We start from the raw sequence: 20,177 nt of genomic DNA on the forward strand, positions 1-20,177 counted from the left end.
CCATGCAAGCCCTGCTCGAAGTCCTCACGCTCTACGCCTTGCCGGTGATCTTCGCCCTGACCATCCCGGAGGCGGCCCAGGCCATGGTGGCCGACAAGCTGGGCGACCGCAGCGCGCGCGCCAGCGGCCGGCTGACGCTCAATCCGACGGTCCATATCGACCCGCTCGGCACCATCATCCTGCCGCTGGGCATGATCGCCCTGACCAAGCTGTCGGGCGGCGTGGTGCCGCCGCTGCTGATCGGCTGGGCCAAGCCGATCCCGATCGACTATGGCCGGCTCAGCAATCCCAAGCGGGCGATGCGCTGGCTGGCCGCCGCGATTCCGGCCGCCAACCTGGCCATGGCCCTGGTGTGGGCGGTGTTTTTCAAGCTTGCGGCGGTGAACGCGGACAGTTACTTTGCCGAGCCGCTGCAGCGCATGGCGGCGATCGGCATCACCATGAATCTGGCTTTCGCGGTGCTGATGTTGTTGCCGATCCTGCCGTTCCCCGGCGGCCGCATCGTGTTCAGCCTGCTGCCGCCGCGCGCCGCCTTCAGCTACGCCAAGCACGAACCCTACGGCAACTGGATCGTCCTGGGCCTGTTCATTACCGGCATCCTCGGTGTTGTACTCGGGCCTATCATCCAGCTGCTGGTTGCGCTAATCGCAACACTGTTCGGGCTGTAATGCGATAATCGCATTGCAACAAACATAAATGCCGCAACCGAAAGCCTCATTCTGAATGTTTCCCGATCGCGTCCTTTCCGGTATGCGCCCCACCGGCGCCCTGCACCTTGGTCATTACCATGGCGCATTGAAGAACTGGGTGCGCCTGCAGCATGAAGTCGAATGCCTGTTCATGGTGGCCGACTGGCATGCGCTGACGACCGCCTACGACGATCCGAGCATCATCGGCCGCAGCACCTGGGACATGGTGATCGACTGGCTCGCCGCCGGCATCGATCCGGACAAGGCCACCATTTTCATCCAGAGCCGGGTGCCTGCGCATGCCGAGCTGACGCTCCTGATGGGCATGAACACGCCGCTGTCCTGGCTCGAGCGCGTGCCGACCTACAAGGACCAGATCGAAAAGCTGGCGCACAAGGATCTCGGTACCTACGGCTTCCTCGGCTACCCGTTGATGCAGGCGGCCGACATCCTGATCTACCGCGCCAACCAGGTGCCGGTCGGCGAGGACCAGGTCTCGCACATCGAACTGACCCGCGAGATCGGCCGCCGCTTCAACAATATGTACGGCCGCGAGCCGGGCCACGAAGAGAAGGTCGCCGCCGCCATCAAGAAGATGGGCAAGGCCGGCAAGCAGTACCAGGAACTGCGTACGCGCTACCAGCAGAATGGCGACGCCGAGGCGCTCGAGGCCGCCCGCCTGGTGCTGGCCGACTGCGCCAACATCGGCCGCGAAGATCGCGAGCGCCTGGCCGGCCATCTGGAAGGCCGCGGCAAGATGATCCTGTCCGAGCCGCAGCCGCTGCTGACCGAAGCCTCGCGCCTGCCCGGCCTCGACGGCGCCAAGATGTCGAAGTCCTATGGCAATACCATCGCGCTGCGCGAGACGCCGGAGAACGTGACCAAGAAGGTCCGCGCGATGCCGACCGACCCGGCGCGCGTGCGCCGCACCGACCCGGGCAATCCGGAGAAATGCCCGGTGTGGATGTTCCACAAGGTTTATTCGGATGCATCGACCCGCGATTGGGTGGTGCAGGGGTGTACGACGGCAGCGATCGGCTGTCTCGATTGCAAGCAGCCGGTGATCGAGGGCGTGCTGGCGGAGCAGAAGCCGATGTTCGAGCGGGCGCAGCCTTATCTCGAAGATCTCGCCCTGGTTCGCCGGATCGTGGCCGACGGGTGCGAGCGTGCGCGGGCACGGGCGGACGAGACGATGCATGAAGTACGTACTGCCATGGGATTGGTCTATTGACGGCGAATGGGTCGGCTGCCGTCGACTGGCCATGGGATTTGTCTTTCATGGACTGTTTTTGTGCTTGAATCCACAGCCTCGTCGCTGCTGATTCATGGGTGATGAATCCGATGCCAGTCCGGATCGGTGATCGAACTCGGAAATTATTGGATAAACGAATGCTGCACACCCCTTGTTCTCGGATGGCCGGCCCCGCTTCAGCCTTGAAGAAGGCGATTGCCGTGATCGCCTGCCTATGGTTCGGGGCCGCTCAGGCCGAAGGCATCGGGGCCGTTGTGGCCCCCGGGCGGGTCCGGGACCGACCGCCGGAGCGCCGACCTCCTCCGTCGCCGATTCGGCGCGCAGCGCGCCGATGTCGGCTACGCCGGCCCCTCCGACCATCGTCGGCAGCGGCGACCAGGTGGACATGGCGAAGCAGGACGGGACCCAGCCGCAGCAGCCCTTCACGACCGAGGCGGAAAGCGCGCTGCGGACCGCGTTCCAGGATTTCGTCAAGGCCACGCTCGGGCGCGATCTGCCGATCTACGGCGAGAGCCTGTTCCGCGGCCGCCCCAGCACCTTCGCACCGGTCTCCGACCTGCCGGTGCCGGCCGATTACCTGGTGGGGACCGGCGATGAGCTGGTGATCCAGGCCTGGGGACAGCTGCAGATGCAATACCGGGTCACCGTCGACCGGTCCGGCAATATCTACATCCCGCAGGTGGGCCAGGTGAATGTCGCGGGTGTGCCCTATGCCGATCTGAATCAGCACATCAAGCAGGGCGTCGGCAAGTATTTCAAGGGCTTCGAGCTGTCGGTCAGCCTCGGCAAGCTGCGCTCCATCCAGATCTACGTGGTCGGGGCGGCCCGACAGCCGGGGGCCTATACGGTCAGTTCGCTGTCTTCCCTGGTCAGTGCGGTATTCGCGTCCGGAGGTCCGCGTCCGGACGGCAGCATGCGGCGCATCCAGCTCAAGCGCGGCGACAAGGTGGTCAAGGAGTTCGACCTGTACGACCTGCTGCTCGCCGGGGACAAGTCGAAGGATGTCGCCCTGCGTTCCGGCGACGTGATCTTCATCCCGGCCATCGGCAATCAGGTCGCGCTGGCCGGCAGCGTCAACAACCAAGCCATCTTCGAACTGAAGCCGGGCGAAGTATTGGGCGACCTGCTGCGTTTCGCCGGCGGCCTGTCGACCACCGCTGCCGGGCACAAGGCCATGGTCGAGCGCAACGATCTGAAGCAGAAGAGCCGCATGGTCGATCAGTTCATGCTCGACGAAGCAGGCCGCAAGCGGCCGCTGGCGGATGGCGACATCGTCAACGTGTTGCCGCTGCTGCCGAAGATCGGCAACGCGATCACCCTGCGCGGCGCAGTTGCGGCACCTTTCCGTGCGCCCTGGACCGAGGGCATGCGCATTTCCGACCTGATCCCGGATCCGGAAATCCTGATCTCGGTCGACTACTGGCAACACGTCAATGGCGCCATCCTGGTGGACACCAACTCCACCACCAAGGTGCTGACCGAAATCAAGCGTCGTTTCGATGAAATCAACTGGCGTTATGCGGCGATCGAACGGCTGGATCCCAATGGCCTGAAAAATCAGCTGATTCCGTTCGACCTGGAAAAGGCGATCATTGCCAAGGACGCGACGCAGAATCTGCTGCTGCGGCCCGGCGATATCGTGACGATCTTCTCCAAGGCGGATATCGCCGTGCCTCTGGCGGACCGCAGCAAGTACGTGCGGATCGAAGGCGAAGTGGCGAGGCCCGGGGTGTATCAGCTGCAGCCCGAGGAGACGCTGCGCAGCCTGCTGCAGCGCGTGGGTGGCCTGACCTCGAAGGCCTACATCTACGGTGCGCAGCTGACGCGCGAATCGCTGCAGCTCGAGCAGCAGGAGCGCTTGACCGAGCTGACCGACCGGCTCGAGCAGGAGATGAATCAGGCACAGCGGGAGAAGCAGCTGGAAGCTTCGTCCGCCGAGACGCTGGCCGCCTACAAGGCCGAGCAGTTGAACCAGCAGCGCTACCTGCAGAAGCTGCGTAGCGTGAAGGCCAACGGCCGCCTGGCGCTCGAGGTCGACTCGGATCTCAACAACAATCGCATCAGCGCGCTGCCCGACCTGCCGCTGCAGGACGGCGACAAGCTGCTGGTGCCGGCCAGGCCCGAGCATGTGCTGGTGCAGGGGTCCGTCTACAACCAGAGCGCCTTCCTCTACCGCGAAGACCGCAGCATCACCGACTACATCAAGCTGGCCGGCGGTCCCACCCGCAATGCCGACCGTGCCGATGTCTTCGTCATCCGGGCGAACGGCTCCGTCTACAACGATCGCAATTCGGGCTGGTTCTCCAGCATCGGCGGCGCACGCGTGATGCCTGGCGATACCATCGTGGTGCCGGAAGACTTCGACAAATCGTCGTGGATGCGCGAGTTGAAGGACTGGTCGCAGATCATCTACCAGTTCGCGCTCGGCGCCGCTGCCTACAAGTCGCTCAACTAGCCGGCCAGTTCGCCGATCCGGTGGAGGTCGTCAAACGGCCTCCACATTCGTCTTTCACTCGATACCTGAATCATGGCTGAGCACAATCATTCCGAGCTGACAGCGTCAAATGCGGTAAGCGATTTTTCCCTGCTGGATATTCTGACGGTATTGGCGCGGCGAAAGCGATTGATAATCGGCATTCCGGTTGCCGCGGCAGTCCTGACGGCGGCTGTTTCGATGCTGCTGCCGAATATCTATACCGGCACGACCCGTCTATTGCCGCCCCAGCAGAATCAGTCCAGCGCAGCCATGATCCTCGGTCAATTGAGCGGGCTTACCGGCATCGGCGGCGGCGGTGGCCTGGGCATCAAGAATCCGAGCGATATTTACGTCGGCATGCTGGAGAGCCGCAGCGTGGCTGACAGCCTGATCAAGCGTTTCGATCTGCAGAAGCGTTTCGATACCAATTCCATGGTCGAGACGCGCAAGGAACTCGATCGGGTTTCTTCGATTGCCGCAGGCAAGGAAGGCATCATCGAGATCAGTGTCGAGGACGAGGATCCGAAGGTCGCTGCGGATATCGCCAACGGTTATGTCGACGAATTGACCAAGCTGAGCCAGAGCCTGGCGATCACCGATGCCGCGCAGCGCCGCCTGTTCTTCGAGCGCCAGCTCAAGATCACCAAGGACGCCTTGGCCTCCGCCGAAGTCGCCTTGAAGCAGACCCAGGAAAGCACCGGGCTGATTCAGCTGGATGGCCAGGCCCAGGCCGTCATCCAGGCGGTGGCCGAGCTGCGGGGCCAGGTCCTGGTCAAGGAAGTCGAAGTCAATGCGATGCAGAGCTTCGCCACCGGGCAGAACCCTGATTATGTCCGGGCGCGCGAAGAGCTGGCCGGCTTGAAGGCCCAGTTGAAGAAACTCGAGTCCGGCGCGGGAACCGGCAACGGCGATGTTCTGATCCCTACCGGCAAGATTCCCCAGGCCGGCCTGGAATATGTGCGCAAATACCGGGACGTGAAATACCAGGAAACGGTTTTCGAATTGCTGGCCAAGCAATACGAACTCGCCAAGATGGATGAAGCACGCGAGGCATCGCTGATCCAGGTGCTGGACAAGGCGATCCCGATGGACAAGAAGAGCAAGCCGCGCCGGAGCATGCTCGTGATCGTCGCGGCGCTGTTGGCCGGCGTGCTGGTCGTTTGCTACGTCGTGGCAACTTGGCTGTACCGGCGGATCATCGACGATCCGTCGGAGGGTGCGCGTCTGCGGCAGCTCGTGGCCGCGTTTCGCACTCGTTAATCGCTTGCATTAGGAAATGTCGTGAAAAAATTGCTCATGATATTCGGTACGCGTCCGGAGGCCATCAAGATGGCGCCGGTGTACCGCGAGCTGCAGGCCTTGACCGGACTCGAGGTCAGATTGTGCGTCACTGCGCAGCACCGCCAGATGCTGGACCAGGTGCTGCGCCTGTTCGATCTCGAGCCGGACTACGATCTGGACTTGATGCAGCCTGGCCAGACCTTGTCCCAGCTCACCTGCAATATCCTGTCCAAGCTCGATCCCGTGCTGGCGGAATGGCGGCCCGACTGGGTGCTCGTCCATGGCGATACCACCACCACCATGGCGGCGAGCCTTGCCGCGTTCTACCAGCGCATTCCGGTCGCCCATATCGAAGCGGGCTTGCGGACGGGCGACCTGAGCGCGCCGTGGCCCGAGGAATTGAACCGGGTGCTGACCGGCCGTATGGCCAGGATCCATTTCGCCCCCACCGAGACGGCTCGTGCCAGCCTGCTCAGGGAAGGCGTGCCCGATTGCCAGATCCGCGTCACCGGCAATTCGGTCATCGACGCGCTTCTGACCATCGTCCGGCGCATCGACACCGACGCCGTCCTGCGCGCGCAGCTGGAGTCGAAATTCGACTTCCTCGATCCGACGGCCAAGATGATCCTGGTGACCGGCCACCGCCGCGAGAATTTCGGCCAGGGCTTCCAGGACATCTGTACCGCGCTGCGCGCGCTCGCCGCCGAGCCCGGCGTGCAGATCGTCTATCCGGTCCACCTGAATCCCAATGTCAAGGGGCCGGTCCACGAGCTGCTGGACGGCCTGCCGAACGTCCTGCTGATCGAGCCGCAGGACTACCTGCCTTTCGTCTACCTGATGAACCGCGCCTACCTCATCCTGACCGACTCCGGCGGGATCCAGGAAGAGGCGCCTTCGCTGGGCAAGCCGGTGCTGGTCATGCGCGATACCACGGAGCGCCCCGAAGCGGTCGAGGCCGGTACCGTGGTGCTGGTCGGGACCGATTCCGACCGCATCGTCCGCCATGCCCGCCGCCTGCTGTCCGATCCCGTCGAATACAAGCGCATGGCGCTTGCCCATAACCCCTATGGTGATGGCAAGGCCGCGACGAGTATTGCCGAGTATTTTGCCTCGGCCGATTAACTGATCCGAAGTGAAGAGTTATATGTCTTTCAGCACTGTTTCCGTCATTGGCCTGGGTTATATCGGGCTTCCCACCGCTACCGTACTGGCCGCTTCCGGGATCGACGTCGTCGGCGTCGACGTCAACCCGCATGCGGTCGAGACCATCAATCGGGGGAAATCCACATCGTCGAGCCCGATCTGGATGCCTTGGTCCACCAGGTCGTCAATGCCGGCCGCCTGCGCGCGGTCCTGGCGCCGGAAGCGGCCGACGCATTCCTGATCGCGGTGCCCACGCCGTTCCGCGAGAATCACGAGCCGGATCTGCGCTATATCGAATCGGCCGCCAGGTCGATCGCGCCGGTGCTGAAGAAGGGCGACCTGGTCATTCTCGAATCGACCTCGCCGGTCGGTGCCACCGAACAGATGGCGGCGTGGCTGGCGGACAGCCGGCCCGACCTGACCTTCCCGCAGCAGGACGGAGAGACATCCGACATCCGCGTGGCCTATTGCCCGGAACGGGTGCTGCCCGGGCAGGTATTGCGGGAGCTGGTGCAGAACGACCGGGTCATCGGCGGGATGACGGCGGCGTGTACCGAGCGTGCGATCGAGCTCTACCGCTCCTTCGTCAAGGGCGAATGCATCCGGACTTCGGCGCGTACCGCGGAAATGTGCAAGCTGACCGAGAACGCCTTCCGCGACGTCAACATCGCCTTCGCGAACGAGCTGTCGATGATCTGCTCCCAGCTCGGCATCGACGTCTGGGAATTGATCCGCCTGGCCAACCACCATCCGCGCGTCAACATCCTGCAGCCGGGCACCGGGGTCGGGGGCCACTGCATCGCAGTCGACCCATGGTTCATCGTTTCGAAGTCGCCCGAGCAGGCCAGGCTGATCGCCGCCGCCCGCGGGGTGAACGACGGCAAGCCGCACTGGGTGGTCGACAAGATCGTCGAAGCTGCTGCGCGCCTGCAGCAGGCCGAGGCCGGCAAGCGCCCCGGCGATGTGCGGATTGCCTGCCTGGGCCTGGCGTTCAAACCCAATATCGACGACCTGCGCGAAAGTCCCGCGATCGAGGTGGTCAAGCAGCTCGAGCAGACCGGCTACGCCAATATCGTCGTCGTCGAGCCGAATGTGGATTCGCTGCCGGCCGAACTCGGCGCCATTCCCCTGGTCACGCTGGATGAAGCGATCGGATCGGCCGATCTGATCTGCGTGCTGGTCAAGCACGATCAGTTCAAGTCGATGCAATTGGAGGGCTCGCGCGCCGTGCTCGTCGATTTCGTCGGCCTGGGCACTTGAATCCCTCTTTCGCCTAGTAGAACCCCGGCCATATAGGAATTGCGGTCAACCCGGGCCGTGCGGCCCGGATACGACCTTGCTGGCCTTCAGGACAACATTGCATGCAATTGACGAGAAAGGTGAGTTATCTCGCATACCGGCTGCTTTTCCGCTTCGGCCCGGAAAGCGGTCGGCCATATGCACTGTTTTTTCCTGCGCTTCGCGTGATGGTGGCCCGCCTGTTTTTGAAACACTGCGGAAAAGATGTGGCAATTGGTTCCGGCTGCGATTTTTCACCCGATATCGAACTCGGCGATCGGTCGGGATTGGGCAATCGCTGCCTGGTGCAGGGCGGTGCGATCATCGGCCGTGATGTCATGATCGGGCCCGACGTCAAGATCTATACCCGCAACCACGTGCATGCCGATCTCGACCGGCCGATGCGCGAGCAGGGTGTCGAATGGAAGCAGACCACCATCGGCGACGATGTCTGGATCGGTGCCAACGTGATCGTATTGCCGGGGGTGACCGTGGCCGATCACGCCATCCTGGCGGCCGGCAGCGTCGTGACCAAATCGGTGCCTGCCTATGCCGTGGTAGGTGGGAATCCCGCTCGTATATTGAAATACCGTAATGAAAATCTGGATCGACCTCTCTAATTCCCCCCACGTGATCTTTTTCCGCCCGATCATTGCAAGATTGCGGGCGGCCGGGCACCTGGTCGAATTGACCTATCGCGATTTCGCGCAGACGCGCCCACTGGTCGAGAAATTCGGCTTGGGCGGAAACTGCATCGGCGGCCACGGCGGAAAGTCGAAGCTGTTGAAAGTGGCCAATCTGTGCGGCCGAACGCTCAGCCTGATCCAATACGCCCGCAAGCATCGCTTCGATCTGGCGATCAGCCATAACTCGTATTTCCAGGTCATCGCGGCGAAGGCACTCGGCATTCCGGTGATCACGATGATGGATTTCGAGGGAATCCAGCCAATCACCTGTCATTTCGCCTGGCCAGCCGGGTCATGGTGCCGACCACGTTTCCCGACGAGGCCCTGATCCGGTTCGGCGCCCGGCATGCTGTCAAATATGCCGGCATCAAGGAAGATATCTGCCTCGACGATTTCGAAGCCGATCCGGCGTATCGCCGGCATGTGCTCGACACCTTGGGCGTGCCCGAGCAGCAGCAGGCGGGAGCGCTGGTCGTCGTCCGTACGCCGCCCAGCGAGGCGCTCTACCACCAGCATGGCAACGACCTGTTTCCTGCGCTGCTGCAGAAGCTCAACGACACCGCGGGCATCACCGTCATCGTGCTGCCGCGCTACGAGTCCCAGGTCGCCCCGCTCAGGCAGGCTTATCCAAGGCTGATCCTGCCGCAGGAGCCGCTGGACGGACTGAAGCTGGTCCATTCGGCCGACCTGGTGATCAGCGCCGGCGGCTCGATGAACCGCGAGGCCGCCGCGCTGGGCACGCCGGTGTGCACCATCTTTGCCGGCCCCTTGCCGGCGGTCGATCGCCATCTGGTCGAGGCCGGCAAGTTGCGGGTGATCGATTCCCTGCAGGCGATCGAGGCGCTGGCCGTGTCGGCGCGCAAGCCGGCCTCGAACGGGATCGAGCGGAACCAGGTGCCGATGCAGCAATTGCTCGCCCTGATCGATGAAGTCGGCGTCGATGCTTAACCTTTTTTCCCGGTATCGGGCCTATTTTTCGGTCTTCCTGCTGACGCTGGTCGGGCATGCGCTCGGCTTCGGCCGCGAGCTGGCCACGGCCTATTACCTCGGGGCGACGGAAATCGCCGATGGCCTGATCGTCGGGCTGCTGCCGCTGTCGCTGTATCTGAGCGTCTTCGGCACGGCTTATGCGCAGGCGGCCGTCGCGCTCATCCGCAATCTCGACAACGTCGAGCAGATCCGCAAGACGCTGGCGCCCATCGTGATCGTCGGCCTGGTGGCGTCGGCCGTGACCTACCTGAAGGCGGACCTGATCATCGGCGTGATCGCCCCGGGCCTGACGCCCGGCGCGCGCTCGATATCGGTCGCCCTGACGTCCGCGACCGGGTTGTGCCTGATGTGCGTGAGCCTGGCCAGCTGGGCCAAGGCCCTGCGGCATCTGGAAGGCAAGTTCGCGCGCGCCTCCTTCGCCGATCTCCTGCCCAATATCGGCATCCTGCTCGGCATCGCGGTGCTCTATCCGCGCTGGCAGGTCAACGGCATCGCCTTCGGCGCCATGGCCGGCTACCTGGCGCAGTTCCTCCTGATGGTGAGGCCCGATTTCCTGAAGTTGACCTGGCGCGACGTCAAGTCGGTATTCGACCGGGTGAATATCGGCATCTATCGCAATACCTTCCTGGCCGTACTCAGTTATTCGGTGGTCTACGTCGAATTCGTGGTCGACCGGTATTTCGCCTCGACCGCCGGCGACGGCACCATCGCCACCATGAACTACGCGCAGAAGCTGATGGTGCAGCCGCTGTACGCATTCTTCATGACGGCCTCCATCGTCGTGTTTCCCCGGCTGATCAAGGCCTCCGACGGCGGCAACATCTATTCGGCGGCGAATCGCCTGTACAAGCTGACCCTGCTGTCCTCGATCGTCATCTTCGTCTGCGGCGTGCTGTTCTCGCATCCGATCGTATCGATCCTGCTGGGCTACGGCGCGCTGGCCGGATCGACCGGCGAGGTGGCCGAGCTGCTGCGCATCTATATGTTCGCCTTCATTCCGATGGCCTTCGTCCTGATCGCGTCAAAGGTCTGCTACGCGATGGGCAATTTCCGTACGCCGCTGTATGCCGGCGTCGGCGCGGCCATCGTCAAGATCTGCGCCAGTGCGTTGCTGTTCCCGATCTATTCGGTCAAGGGGCTGATCGCGGGAACCATACTCGCCGCATGCGTCAATTCCGGCGTCCTGATCTGGGGATCGAGGATCGCCGCGGTGAAGGTCGAGAAAAAGGAAACCGGCCCCTTGTCCGACTAGGTCGGACGATCCGCTGCCGCCATGACAAATAACGCGCCCCGACAAATGGATAGATTGTTCGTCGTCAACGACGTCGCCAATGTGTTCGAGAATCTCAAGGACGAGCTATCGCGCAGATACGAGCTGATCATGATCCTGCGCCGGCCGGGGAAGGCCGTTTCATGTTCTATCTGCGCGCCTGGCTGAGGCTGGCGCTGTCGAGATCGCCGCGCGATACCGTCTACGTGAACTATGCGCTGCACGCCTTCATTGCCCGGCTGGCGTTCCGCTCCGGCTATATCGTGCATTGCCACGGCACCGATATCCGCGAAAACATGGCGAACATCTATCGTGGCTTGACGCTCTGGGGGATGGCGCCGGCCCGTTTCATCCTGTACAGCACGCCCGACCTGGCGCCTATCCTGGCGCGCGAAGGCATCGGCAACGCCTACTTCCTGCCCAATCCCATCCGCTTCCGCGACGCGGCACCGGCAGCCGCTTCCCATGACGGCGTGAAGGTCCTGTTTGCTTCGAAGCTGGACCGGACCAAGGGCGTCGACATCCTGCTTCCCGCCATCCGGCGGGTTGCCGAGCTGGACGGCGTTGCCCAGGTCAGCTATCTCGCCTTCGGCAACGCCGTGCCGGAGCAACTGCCCGCCGCGGCCAATATCCGGCCGCTGCAGCGCATGGCGTACGAATCCATGCTCGGCGAAATGGCCGATCACGACGTCGTCGTCGGGCAGGTGGCCCTGGGCGCCATCGGCATGACCGAGCTGGAGGCGATGATGATGGCCAAGCCCGTGATCGCCAAATGGGAGCACGACCAGGCTTACCCCGCGCCGGCGCCCATCCTGCCTGCCGCCGACGCCGAGCGGATCGTCGGCCAGGTCGGGCGCCTGTGCGCCGATCCGGCGCTGCGGGAAGCGACGGGGCAGGCATCGCGCAACTGGGTCTTCGACCATCACGGCTCGGAAGCCGTGGCGAATTTGCTTACCCGCTACATCGAACAGCATCGATGAAAGTGCACCGTGGATAATCTATTCCGGCAGTCCTCGCTTCGATACGGCATGTTGGTGCTGATCACGATCGGCGCGATCTTCGTCGACGCGCTGTCGGGATTCGGCCAGGCGGTCGGGGTCGGCATACCGGCCAGCGCGCTGTTCCGCTTCCTGATCGTTCTGCTGGCGGTCATGTTCCTGCGGGGGCGGAATCTGTTGATCCTGCTGGCGTATATCCTCTGGATGACGCTGTGCTGCTATCTGTGGCTATGGGCCGGGAATTTCGAAGGCGCGGCGCTGGAAATCCAGTACCTGATGCGGCCGATCTATCCCTTCCTGCTCTATTGGCTCGCATTCTCCTGGCTCGATCGAAATCGCCAGGATCTGAACTGGCTGACCGGCAAATACGCCTTTGCGCAATTCGCCATCGGCCTGCTGTTCGTCTTCACCTTCGTGACCGGCATCGGCATGCCGACCTATGGCGACTACGCATTCGGCCATAAATCGTTCTTCGACGGCGGCAACGACCTGGGCCTGTATACCTTGCTGGTGGCCATCTTCTGCCTGAGCCGCTTCGCCGCAGGGCAGGGCGTCGTCTACTACCAGGCCAGCCTGGTGGCATTGATCCCGCTGACCCTGCTGGGCACGCGGACCGGCTGGGCCGGCTTTCTCATGATCAGCGGGCTGGCGATCTACGTCGGCGTCAGGTGCCGGCGTTTCTTCGTCCATCGCCGCCTCGCCGTATCGGCCCTGATCGCCTTCATTTCGCTTCTGCTCGGCGTCGCGATCTTCCTGTTGGTCAAATTGCTCGAGACCGATCTGTATCTGGCCGAAAAACTGTACGACACGCTGGAAAAGGGCCCGCGCAGCCTGTTGACGACCTTTTCCGGGCATTACCTTGCGGAGCGGCCGCTCTGGGGCGAATTCATCGGTTCCGGTCCGGATTTCCACAAGAAGCTCGCCATGAACATGAGCACCTATTTCGGCGCGGTCGATCTGAGCGAGCTGAAATACCGTTATGTCGAGCAGGATGCATACGACCTGATCGGTTTCTTCGGCGTCCCCTTTTTCCTGGTACTGCTGGCGGGTCATCTGTATTTCGCATTCAAGGCGGCCGGCAACTGGCTCAGGTCGCGCAACCTTGCGGATGGGATCCTCCTGTTCGCCGTACTCCTCTTCCTGATGCATGGCTTTTTCGCCGGACACGCGCTGCTGAGTCCGTTCGTTGCCCATGGAATGGTGGTGATATGGCTGACGATCGCTTTCGGTAATAAAGAGAAAGGACAATAAATGCGCCTGGTCCGATGGTCCGCATACCTGCTGCTGGTCCTGCTGCTGGTTTACGGCTACCGCTCCTATTCCCTGTTCACGCACTTCGGCCGCGACATCGCGCTGCCGCCGTCGTCCGAGCAGTACTACCATCTCGAGCCGGCATTCTGCCTGGATGCCTGCCGTTCGATCGATACCTCCATCGTCAGTCAGGACGAGGACGGCGTATACGTCGTCAATTTCGACCGGGTCAAGAATCTGCGCGTGCACGACAAGCGCGTCTATTTCCCCGGCACCATCGGTCAGCTGGCGCTGACGCATTACGTGCGCCTCAAGCGCTATGGCAACCAGGAAGACAAGAAGGCCTTCCTGGCCAATGTCGACTGGTTGGCCGGCAATATCCGCGAATCGGGCTGCTGGGACAATCCGATCGATATTTCGGTGACGCCGGGCCGAGTCGTCAAACAGCCGTGGTGCTCGGGCCTGGCCCAGGGCGTGGCGATTTCGGCGCTGGTACGCGCCTATACCTTGACTCAGGACGATAAATACCTGGGTGTCGCGTTGCATGCTGCGAGGGTATTCCAGCCTGGCGTACCCGATTCGGTGACTTCCCGGATCCGTCCCGACGCAGTGTGCTACGAGGAAGTCATGGACGCGGGACATCCGACCTGCGTATTGAACGGCTATATTTTCGCGATCTTCGGGCTTTACGATCTGACCCGGGTCTCGAGCGATCCGCAGATCAAGGCCTTCTACGACGCCGGCATGCAATCGCTGATCACGCTGACGCCCCAATTCGACTCCGGTTACTGGAGCTATTATTCGCTCGATTCGGTGCGTTCCCTGGCGAATCACTACGCCATCGCGTCCCCGAGCTATCAGCGCATTCATGCCGAGATGTACACCGCCCTGGCGCGCATGGATCCGGCCCCGGTGCTGGAACAGTATCGCCAGGTCCATACCGATTATGCGCACCGCGGCTGGTTCAATATCGTCGTGATTCCGCTCTACCTGATGTACCAGGATTTTTCGCTGGCCTACAAATGGTTCCGGCAATTGAAAGAATAAAGACGGCGACGATGCGTGCCCGTGCGGTCGCTGCAATGGCAGGCATGGATTCCGATTCATTGCCTGCCACCTATATGACGCATCGGGTATGGCCAATTCGCTGAATATGATCGAGTCCACTTTTTAGCAAGGAGATTTATTGTGAGTAATTTCTTCGTTCATGCCACGGCAGAAGTGTCCGACAAGGCCGTGATCGGCGAGGGCACCAAGATCTGGAACCTGGCGCAGGTCCGCGAGCGCGCCCAGATCGGCGCCAACTGCATCGTTTCGAAGAATGTCTACATCGACTTCGACGTCAAGATCGGCAGCCGGGTCAAGGTCCAGAACAATGTGTCGGTCTACAACGGCGTGACCATCGAGGATGATGTGTTCGTCGGCCCGGCGGTGACCTTCACCAATGATTTCCGGCCGCGCGCGGTCAACCCGAACTGGAAGGTCACCGAGACGCTGATCCGGCGCGGTGCCTCGCTGGGCGCCAATTGCACCATCGTGTGCGGCCATACGATCGGCGAGTACGCCATGATCGCGGCCGGCGCCGTGGTGGCCTGCGACGTGCCCGACCACGCGCTGATGGTGGGCAACCCGGCCCGTGCGATCGGCTATGTGTACAAGGACGGCAACCGTGTGCTACCGCAGCATTTCCGTGGTATGAGCGCCGAGGGTGGGTTAATCTTCGGCAATCCCGAGAACGACGAAGCGTTGACCTTGCCTGCAGGCAGTGTCCGCCTGGCGGCGCATATCGGTTGAATCAGATATTTAGACAGGAGAATCAAATGATTGGTATGGCCAAACCCTTTGTCGGCGAAGAGGAAATCGCGGCTGTCGTCGAGGTGATGAGATCCGGCATGCTCGCGACGGGCCCGGTGGTGACGCAGTTCGAGAAAGCCTTCAACGACTATATCGGTGCGCAGCATGGCGTCGCCAATGTCAATGGCACTACTGCACTCCACGTCGCCCTGCTGGGTCTCGGCATCAAGGAAGGCGACAAGGTCTTGACCACGCCATTCACCTTCATCGCCTCCAGCAATTCGATCCTGTTCAATCGCGCGATTCCGGTATTCATCGATATCGATCCCAAAACCTACGTGATCGATCCGGACAAGCTCGAGGCATATCTCGAGAAGCATTACGACAGCTCGATGAAGGCCATTCTGGTCGTCCACCTGTTCGGCCTGGCATGCGACATGCCGCGCATCATGAAGATTGCCGAGCGCTACAACCTGCGCGTGATCGAAGATTGCGCCCAATCCCATGGTGCCGAGATCGACGGCCGCCGCGCGGGTTCGTTCGGCGATGCCGCGTCTTTCAGCTTCTATCCCACCAAGAACATGATGACCGGCGAAGGCGGCATCACGCTGTTCCGCAATGGCGATGAAGCGGCGCTGGGCCGCAAGTACGTGAATCACGGCCGCGTCGATCAATACCTGCACGACGTGCTCGGCTACAACTACCGGATGACCAGCATCTGCGCCGCCATCGGCCTCGAGCAATTGAAGCGCCTGGATGGCTTCAATTCCCGCCGCCGCGCGAATGCCGCCATCTACAACGAATCCTTTGCTTCGCTCGATGCGATCGATACGCCTTTCGTGCCGGCAGGTTATACCCACGTTTACCACCAATATACGATCAGCCTGAAGCAAGGCGACCGGAACGATCTGCAGAAATACCTGGCGGACAAGAAGATCGGCAGCGCAGTGGTGTACCCGTTCAGCATGAACGAGCAGCCCTTCTACAAGGGTGTCTGCGAATACGACGACGTGTCGATTGCGGAAGCGACGTCGCGCCGTGTCCTGTCGCTGCCGGTCCATCCGATGCTGACCCCGGACGAAGTCCAGACGGTGGCCTCCGCCGTGACCAGCTACTTTGCCTAAGGAGAGCGACGATGAATCAGGCGAATACTTCCGTGCGGATCGGTGTCGTCGGCGCTGGCAGCATGGGGCGCAATCACGTCCGCGTTGCGACCGGCCTCAAGCAGATGCATTGCGTGGGCATCTACGATCCGAATCCCGTCACCGGTAACAACGTCGCAGCTTCTTTCGGCACCCGCTATTACGACAATTTCGATGCCTTGCTCGGCGATATCGACGCGCTGATCATCGCCGCCCCGACCACCGTGCACTTCGAACTGGCCAAGACGGCCATTGCGCGTGGCATCCACTGCCTGATCGAGAAGCCGATCACGGTGACGGTGGCCGAGGCGGAAGAGCTGCTGGCGCTGGCGACCGAGAACGGCGTCGTGCTGCAGGTCGGCCACGTCGAACGCTATAACCCGGTGTATGCCGAGCTTAAGAAGATTCTCGAGGGCGAAGAAGTCCTGGCGATCAAGGCGAGCCGCCTCAGCTACAACGTCAGCCGTGCCAACGACGTCGACGTGGTGCTCGACCTGATGATCCACGACATCGACACCATCAACCAGCTGCTCGGCCGGGATGTCGAGGTCGTGTCGGCGGTCGGCGGCCGCTATCTTTCGCCCTCGATGGATTACGCCAGTGCGCTGATGCGCTCTTCCAACGGTGCGGTGGCCGAGCTGACGGCGAGCAAGGTATCGCAGACCAAGAATCGTGAACTGGTCATTTCCTGCAAGGATTGCTTCATCCGCGTCGATTATCTGCGCAAGGAAATCGAAATCTTCCGCCATGCCAGCGGCAAGTACATCGTCGAGCGCGATGGCGTCCATTACAAGCACGAGGCACTGATCGAGCGGGTTCTGGTGCCGAATATCGAGTCCTTGGTCGCCGAGCACCTCAACTTTGCGGAATCGGTGATCGGCAAGGAGACGCCCGTCGTTTCCGGGCACGATGGCCTGGCTGCATTGAAACTGGCAATCGAGGTGCAGAATACATGCAAGATCGCTTGATCCGATTGGCGGATTTGGTGATTGCGGCGGCGGGGCTGGTGGCCCTGTCGCCGGTCATGATCCTGCTGGTATTCCTGGTCTGGGCCGACGTCGGGCGCCCGGTCTTCTTTCGGCAGATCCGTTTGGGCAAGGGCGGCGAATCGTTCGAGATGCTCAAGTTCCGCAGCATGCGCGACACGCCGCTGGCGGATGCGGCCGAGTTGAAGACGGTCAACGAATATTCGATCAAGGTCGTCAACGACCCGCGCATCACCAGGCTGGGCGCCTTCATCCGGAAGACCAGCCTCGATGAATTGCCTCAGCTGATCAATGTCCTCCGCGGCGATATGTCCATCGTCGGGCCCAGGCCTTGGGTTCCGGTCGAATACGCCAATTTCCCGGAAGAATGGTTCGGCCGCCTGAACGTGAAGCCCGGCATTACCGGACTGGCGCAGATCGCAGGCCGTAGCGACCTGCATATGGAAAAGATCATCGCGTGCGATCTCGAATGGGTCAGGAACCGCTCGCTCGGCACCTATCTGCTGGTGATCTTCAAGACGGCATTTGCCATCGCGTTCGGCAAGAGCGCCTATTGAGCCTGTCTCCCCGCTGCTGAGCGTCCCGATCGCGGCTATCGGGTCCTGCCGCCTGAGCGTGACCTCGGCCGGCTCGCAGCCCGTCGCCTGCTTTGGCGACCGGGTCGCATATCGCATGCGACCCTTGCGGCCAGAGGCATTAAACCGGGTAGATGCCTTTCATCAGCAGGTCGATCATGTTGGTGATGATCGTCTTGATCCTGTCGCCATCCGCGCCGCCGATGCCGGTGCGCGAACCCCAGTCGGTGGACGAGCCGTTGATCACGATGCCCGAGCTCGGACGCTTCTGGAAGGCGATCCAGGTCTGCGTGGCCTTGCCGTTTTCGGTGCGATACTGCTGCACGTAGTCGTAGCCGATCAGGTGCAGCTTGTGGAATTTGAGCTGGCTGTTGTCGATGACTGGATTGCCGTCGACATCGCGTCCATTGATCGGGGCACCATCTCCTTCCCGGCTGGGCAGCGAAATGACGTCGCCGGCTTTCAGGTTGAGCCCTGCGAAAATGGGTGAATGGGGCGCGGTAATGCGGTAGCCGTCCCAGCCTTCGTCTTTCTTCATGCCATAGCCGGCATTGGCGAAATCGACGCCGATGCTCGCGGTGATCGGATACTGGAGCGCCGGGCTATTCCAGGTCTTGGTCTGCAGCGGTGTTTCGCCGAGCGGATCCGGATTGCTCTTGTAGCAGATCATCCGGTCGCCATTTTCCGAATATCGGACCTGCCACCACATGGTATTGCCCGAAATGATCAGGGCGTGGCCGCCATTGTCGACATAGCGGTCGAAATTCTCCCGGGCCCGCCGGGTCCAGTATTCGCTATGGCCGACGATGACGAGCAGCTTGGAGCGATCGAAGCGGTCGGGGTTTTCGAGATCGAAATCGCAGATATGGCCGACCGAATACTGCTGGTAGTCCAATAGCCATTTGTAGAATTCCTCGGCGTATTGGTACTGGCCATTGATGCCCGCCCATGGGCGCAGGAACGATACCTCGGGCGAATGCTGGGGTTCCGGTGGGCAATACATGCCCGCGCCGCCCAGGGCGTTGTACGCAGCTTCCGTATTGCTGGCGTAGACGACGGTCATCGCCGGATTGCTGGCCCTGGAGGCACGGATGATCAGCCTGATGGTATTGCGGCCGTCCCAGAAATAGATGCCGCTCGGCAGGTCCGGCACGGTGATCGGAATTTCATGGGTGTACCCGTAGCCTTCCGACCATGGATGGTTGGCGGCCATGGTCTGCGGCTGGACGACCGCGCCGATCCGATAGACTTCCCGTTCGCGCGCGTCGCGGAGGACCAGCTCGGTATTGCCGGCCTGGGCGGCGTTCAGATAGAGCTTGGCGGTTTCGCCGGGCTCGTAGGATTGCTTGTCGGTATAGCCGTCGTAGATGGCGATATGCGGCTTGGGCGTCGGGCCGGGCGACGGCGAAGGGGAGGGGCTGGGTAGCGGCTTCGGCGGCGCACTACCGCCGCCGCCCCCTCCGCACGATGCCACGCCCACGCCGAGCGCGGAGATGATGAAACGACGACGATTATTGTTTTTCATGTTTTATAAATTATTTAGTCGGGCGCCGGATTTATAAATGGCGGGTTTGAATGGGAACAGGAAAACGAGGCATAGCGATGCTATGCCTCGAATGTTTCCTGTTTTGGATCGCTGCGCCGCAGCGGGATGCGGACTGGACTGCTGGTGCCGGTCGGGCCTCTGCCTGCTAGCTGCAGGTCTGCCACAGATATAGCTCGTTCCAGAGCTCGATGCGCGGCTGGCTGTACAGCCCCAGTGCCTGCGAGGCTTCGTCCAGTTCGACGACGCGTGAGGTCGGTCCGCTGGCGACCAGTTTCGCCCGCAGCAGGCCGCGATTGCCGATGCCGTACAGCACTTCGCGGCAGACCGAGACGCCGGCCTGGCTGGTGGCCTGGGCGACCAGCTCGGACAGCTGCCGTCGCCGCGTTTCCATGAAGCTCTCGCCGTAGCGCAGATCATTGCGCCATTCGCCGATGAATTTGTCGCCATTGGCCCAGAAGTAGGCGCCGTAGCCCTCGCGGCGGTCCTTCACGTACTGGCCTTCGAACCACTGGCCGGCCCACGGCGTCTGCTTGCCCCAGCTATAGCGGCCCCAGCCGTCGCGGTAGTCGTCGCGGAACTCGCCTTCGTAGACGTCACCGGTCTTGGTCCAGGTCTTGCGGCCCACGCCGTGCTTCTTGCCCTTGCTGAATTCGCCCTCATAGCTGGCCGAGCCGTTGGCGCTGCCATGGCCATCGGCCAGGCCGTCGCGGTCGCAACCGCCTTCGTAGCGGCCTTGCAGCTCCGGGTCCAGCACCCGGCATTTGCCGGTTTCGGCGGCCATGGCAGGGGCTGCCGACAGGGCCAGGGCCAGCAGGAATCG

Annotated in this window: 18 protein-coding genes and 1 pseudogene; 17 read left to right on the top strand and 2 right to left on the bottom strand. The window is 62.1% G+C overall.

The window, feature by feature from the left end; all coding sequences use genetic code 11:
* The first annotated feature begins 2 nt into the window (after positions 1-2).
* The 17 genes and pseudogenes from H9L41_RS07270 (at position 3) to H9L41_RS07350 (ending at position 17,793) form a co-directional block, all read left to right on the top strand.
* Positions 3-668, top strand: coding sequence for a site-2 protease family protein (locus H9L41_RS07270; RefSeq protein WP_028446352.1), 666 nt, complete (start codon positions 3-5; stop codon positions 666-668).
* Between the two features lie 82 nt (positions 669-750).
* Positions 751-1,920: a tryptophan--tRNA ligase gene (locus tag H9L41_RS07275; protein WP_308419615.1), complete on the top strand. Its 1,170-nt coding sequence runs from the start codon at positions 751-753 to the stop codon at positions 1,918-1,920.
* 406 nt (positions 1,921-2,326) lie between these two features.
* A complete protein-coding gene (locus H9L41_RS07280) occupies positions 2,327-4,396 on the top strand; it encodes an SLBB domain-containing protein (protein ID WP_187523739.1) in 2,070 nt (689 codons plus the stop codon).
* A 72-nt stretch (positions 4,397-4,468) separates the two neighbouring features.
* Positions 4,469-5,677: a GumC family protein gene (locus H9L41_RS07285; RefSeq protein ID WP_034607058.1), complete on the top strand. Its 1,209-nt coding sequence runs from the start codon at positions 4,469-4,471 to the stop codon at positions 5,675-5,677.
* 21 nt (positions 5,678-5,698) lie between these two features.
* Complete coding sequence (gene wecB / locus H9L41_RS07290; RefSeq protein ID WP_028446354.1) at positions 5,699-6,820, top strand: non-hydrolyzing UDP-N-acetylglucosamine 2-epimerase; 1,122 nt, start codon at positions 5,699-5,701, stop codon at positions 6,818-6,820.
* Between the two features lie 91 nt (positions 6,821-6,911).
* Positions 6,912-8,101 (top strand): annotated as a pseudogene (gene wecC / locus H9L41_RS07295) (UDP-N-acetyl-D-mannosamine dehydrogenase); the annotation flags it as partial.
* A gap of 101 nt (positions 8,102-8,202) precedes the next feature.
* On the top strand, positions 8,203-8,739 hold the full coding sequence (locus H9L41_RS07300) for an acyltransferase (RefSeq protein ID WP_084300270.1): 537 nt from the start codon (positions 8,203-8,205) through the stop codon (positions 8,737-8,739).
* A complete protein-coding gene (locus tag H9L41_RS07305) occupies positions 8,714-9,133 on the top strand; it encodes a DUF354 domain-containing protein (protein ID WP_187523740.1) in 420 nt (139 codons plus the stop codon). Before H9L41_RS07300 ends, H9L41_RS07305 begins: the two co-directional genes overlap by 26 nt.
* On the top strand, positions 9,100-9,753 hold the full coding sequence (locus H9L41_RS07310; RefSeq protein ID WP_187523741.1) for a DUF354 domain-containing protein: 654 nt from the start codon (positions 9,100-9,102) through the stop codon (positions 9,751-9,753). The genes H9L41_RS07305 and H9L41_RS07310 overlap by 34 nt, the downstream gene beginning before the upstream one ends.
* Complete coding sequence (locus H9L41_RS07315) at positions 9,746-11,047, top strand: lipid II flippase MurJ (protein ID WP_034607062.1); 1,302 nt, start codon at positions 9,746-9,748, stop codon at positions 11,045-11,047. Before H9L41_RS07310 ends, H9L41_RS07315 begins: the two co-directional genes overlap by 8 nt.
* Before the next feature lie 161 nt (positions 11,048-11,208).
* Positions 11,209-12,045 carry a glycosyltransferase gene (locus tag H9L41_RS07320; protein WP_187523742.1) on the top strand — a complete coding sequence of 279 codons (837 nt, stop codon included), beginning with the start codon at positions 11,209-11,211 and terminating at the stop codon, positions 12,043-12,045.
* Positions 12,046-12,093: 48 nt separating this feature from the next.
* The gene (locus H9L41_RS07325) at positions 12,094-13,314 is read left to right on the top strand and encodes an O-antigen ligase family protein (protein WP_028446359.1); all 1,221 of its coding nucleotides are present in this window, start codon (positions 12,094-12,096) and stop codon (positions 13,312-13,314) included.
* On the top strand, positions 13,315-14,361 hold the full coding sequence (locus tag H9L41_RS07330) for a D-glucuronyl C5-epimerase family protein (RefSeq protein ID WP_028446360.1): 1,047 nt from the start codon (positions 13,315-13,317) through the stop codon (positions 14,359-14,361).
* A 141-nt stretch (positions 14,362-14,502) separates the two neighbouring features.
* Positions 14,503-15,108, top strand: a complete 606-nt coding sequence (locus H9L41_RS07335) for an acyltransferase (RefSeq protein WP_028446361.1) — start codon at positions 14,503-14,505, stop codon at positions 15,106-15,108.
* Positions 15,109-15,134: 26 nt separating this feature from the next.
* Positions 15,135-16,232, top strand: coding sequence for a DegT/DnrJ/EryC1/StrS family aminotransferase (locus tag H9L41_RS07340; protein WP_028446362.1), 1,098 nt, complete (start codon positions 15,135-15,137; stop codon positions 16,230-16,232).
* 11 nt (positions 16,233-16,243) lie between these two features.
* Positions 16,244-17,218 (top strand): Gfo/Idh/MocA family protein, encoded by a 975-nt coding sequence (locus H9L41_RS07345; protein ID WP_051319036.1) that lies wholly within the window; start codon positions 16,244-16,246, stop codon positions 17,216-17,218.
* On the top strand, positions 17,203-17,793 hold the full coding sequence (locus H9L41_RS07350; RefSeq protein WP_084300274.1) for a sugar transferase: 591 nt from the start codon (positions 17,203-17,205) through the stop codon (positions 17,791-17,793). The genes H9L41_RS07345 and H9L41_RS07350 overlap by 16 nt, the downstream gene beginning before the upstream one ends.
* Positions 17,794-17,932: 139 nt before the next feature.
* On the opposite strand, the gene H9L41_RS07355 is transcribed toward H9L41_RS07350, so the two are convergent.
* Entirely contained in the window at positions 17,933-19,336 is a 1,404-nt protein-coding gene (locus H9L41_RS07355; protein ID WP_157461989.1) for a N,N-dimethylformamidase beta subunit family domain-containing protein, read from the bottom strand.
* Positions 19,337-19,502: 166 nt separating this feature from the next.
* Positions 19,503-20,138 carry an MORN repeat-containing protein gene (locus H9L41_RS07360; RefSeq protein WP_169730185.1) on the bottom strand — a complete coding sequence of 212 codons (636 nt, stop codon included), beginning with the start codon at positions 20,136-20,138 and terminating at the stop codon, positions 19,503-19,505.
* Positions 20,139-20,177: the final 39 nt, after the last annotated feature.

The organism is Chitinimonas koreensis (assembly GCF_014353015.1).
GTDB lineage: Bacteria > Pseudomonadota > Gammaproteobacteria > Burkholderiales > Chitinimonadaceae > Chitinimonas > Chitinimonas koreensis.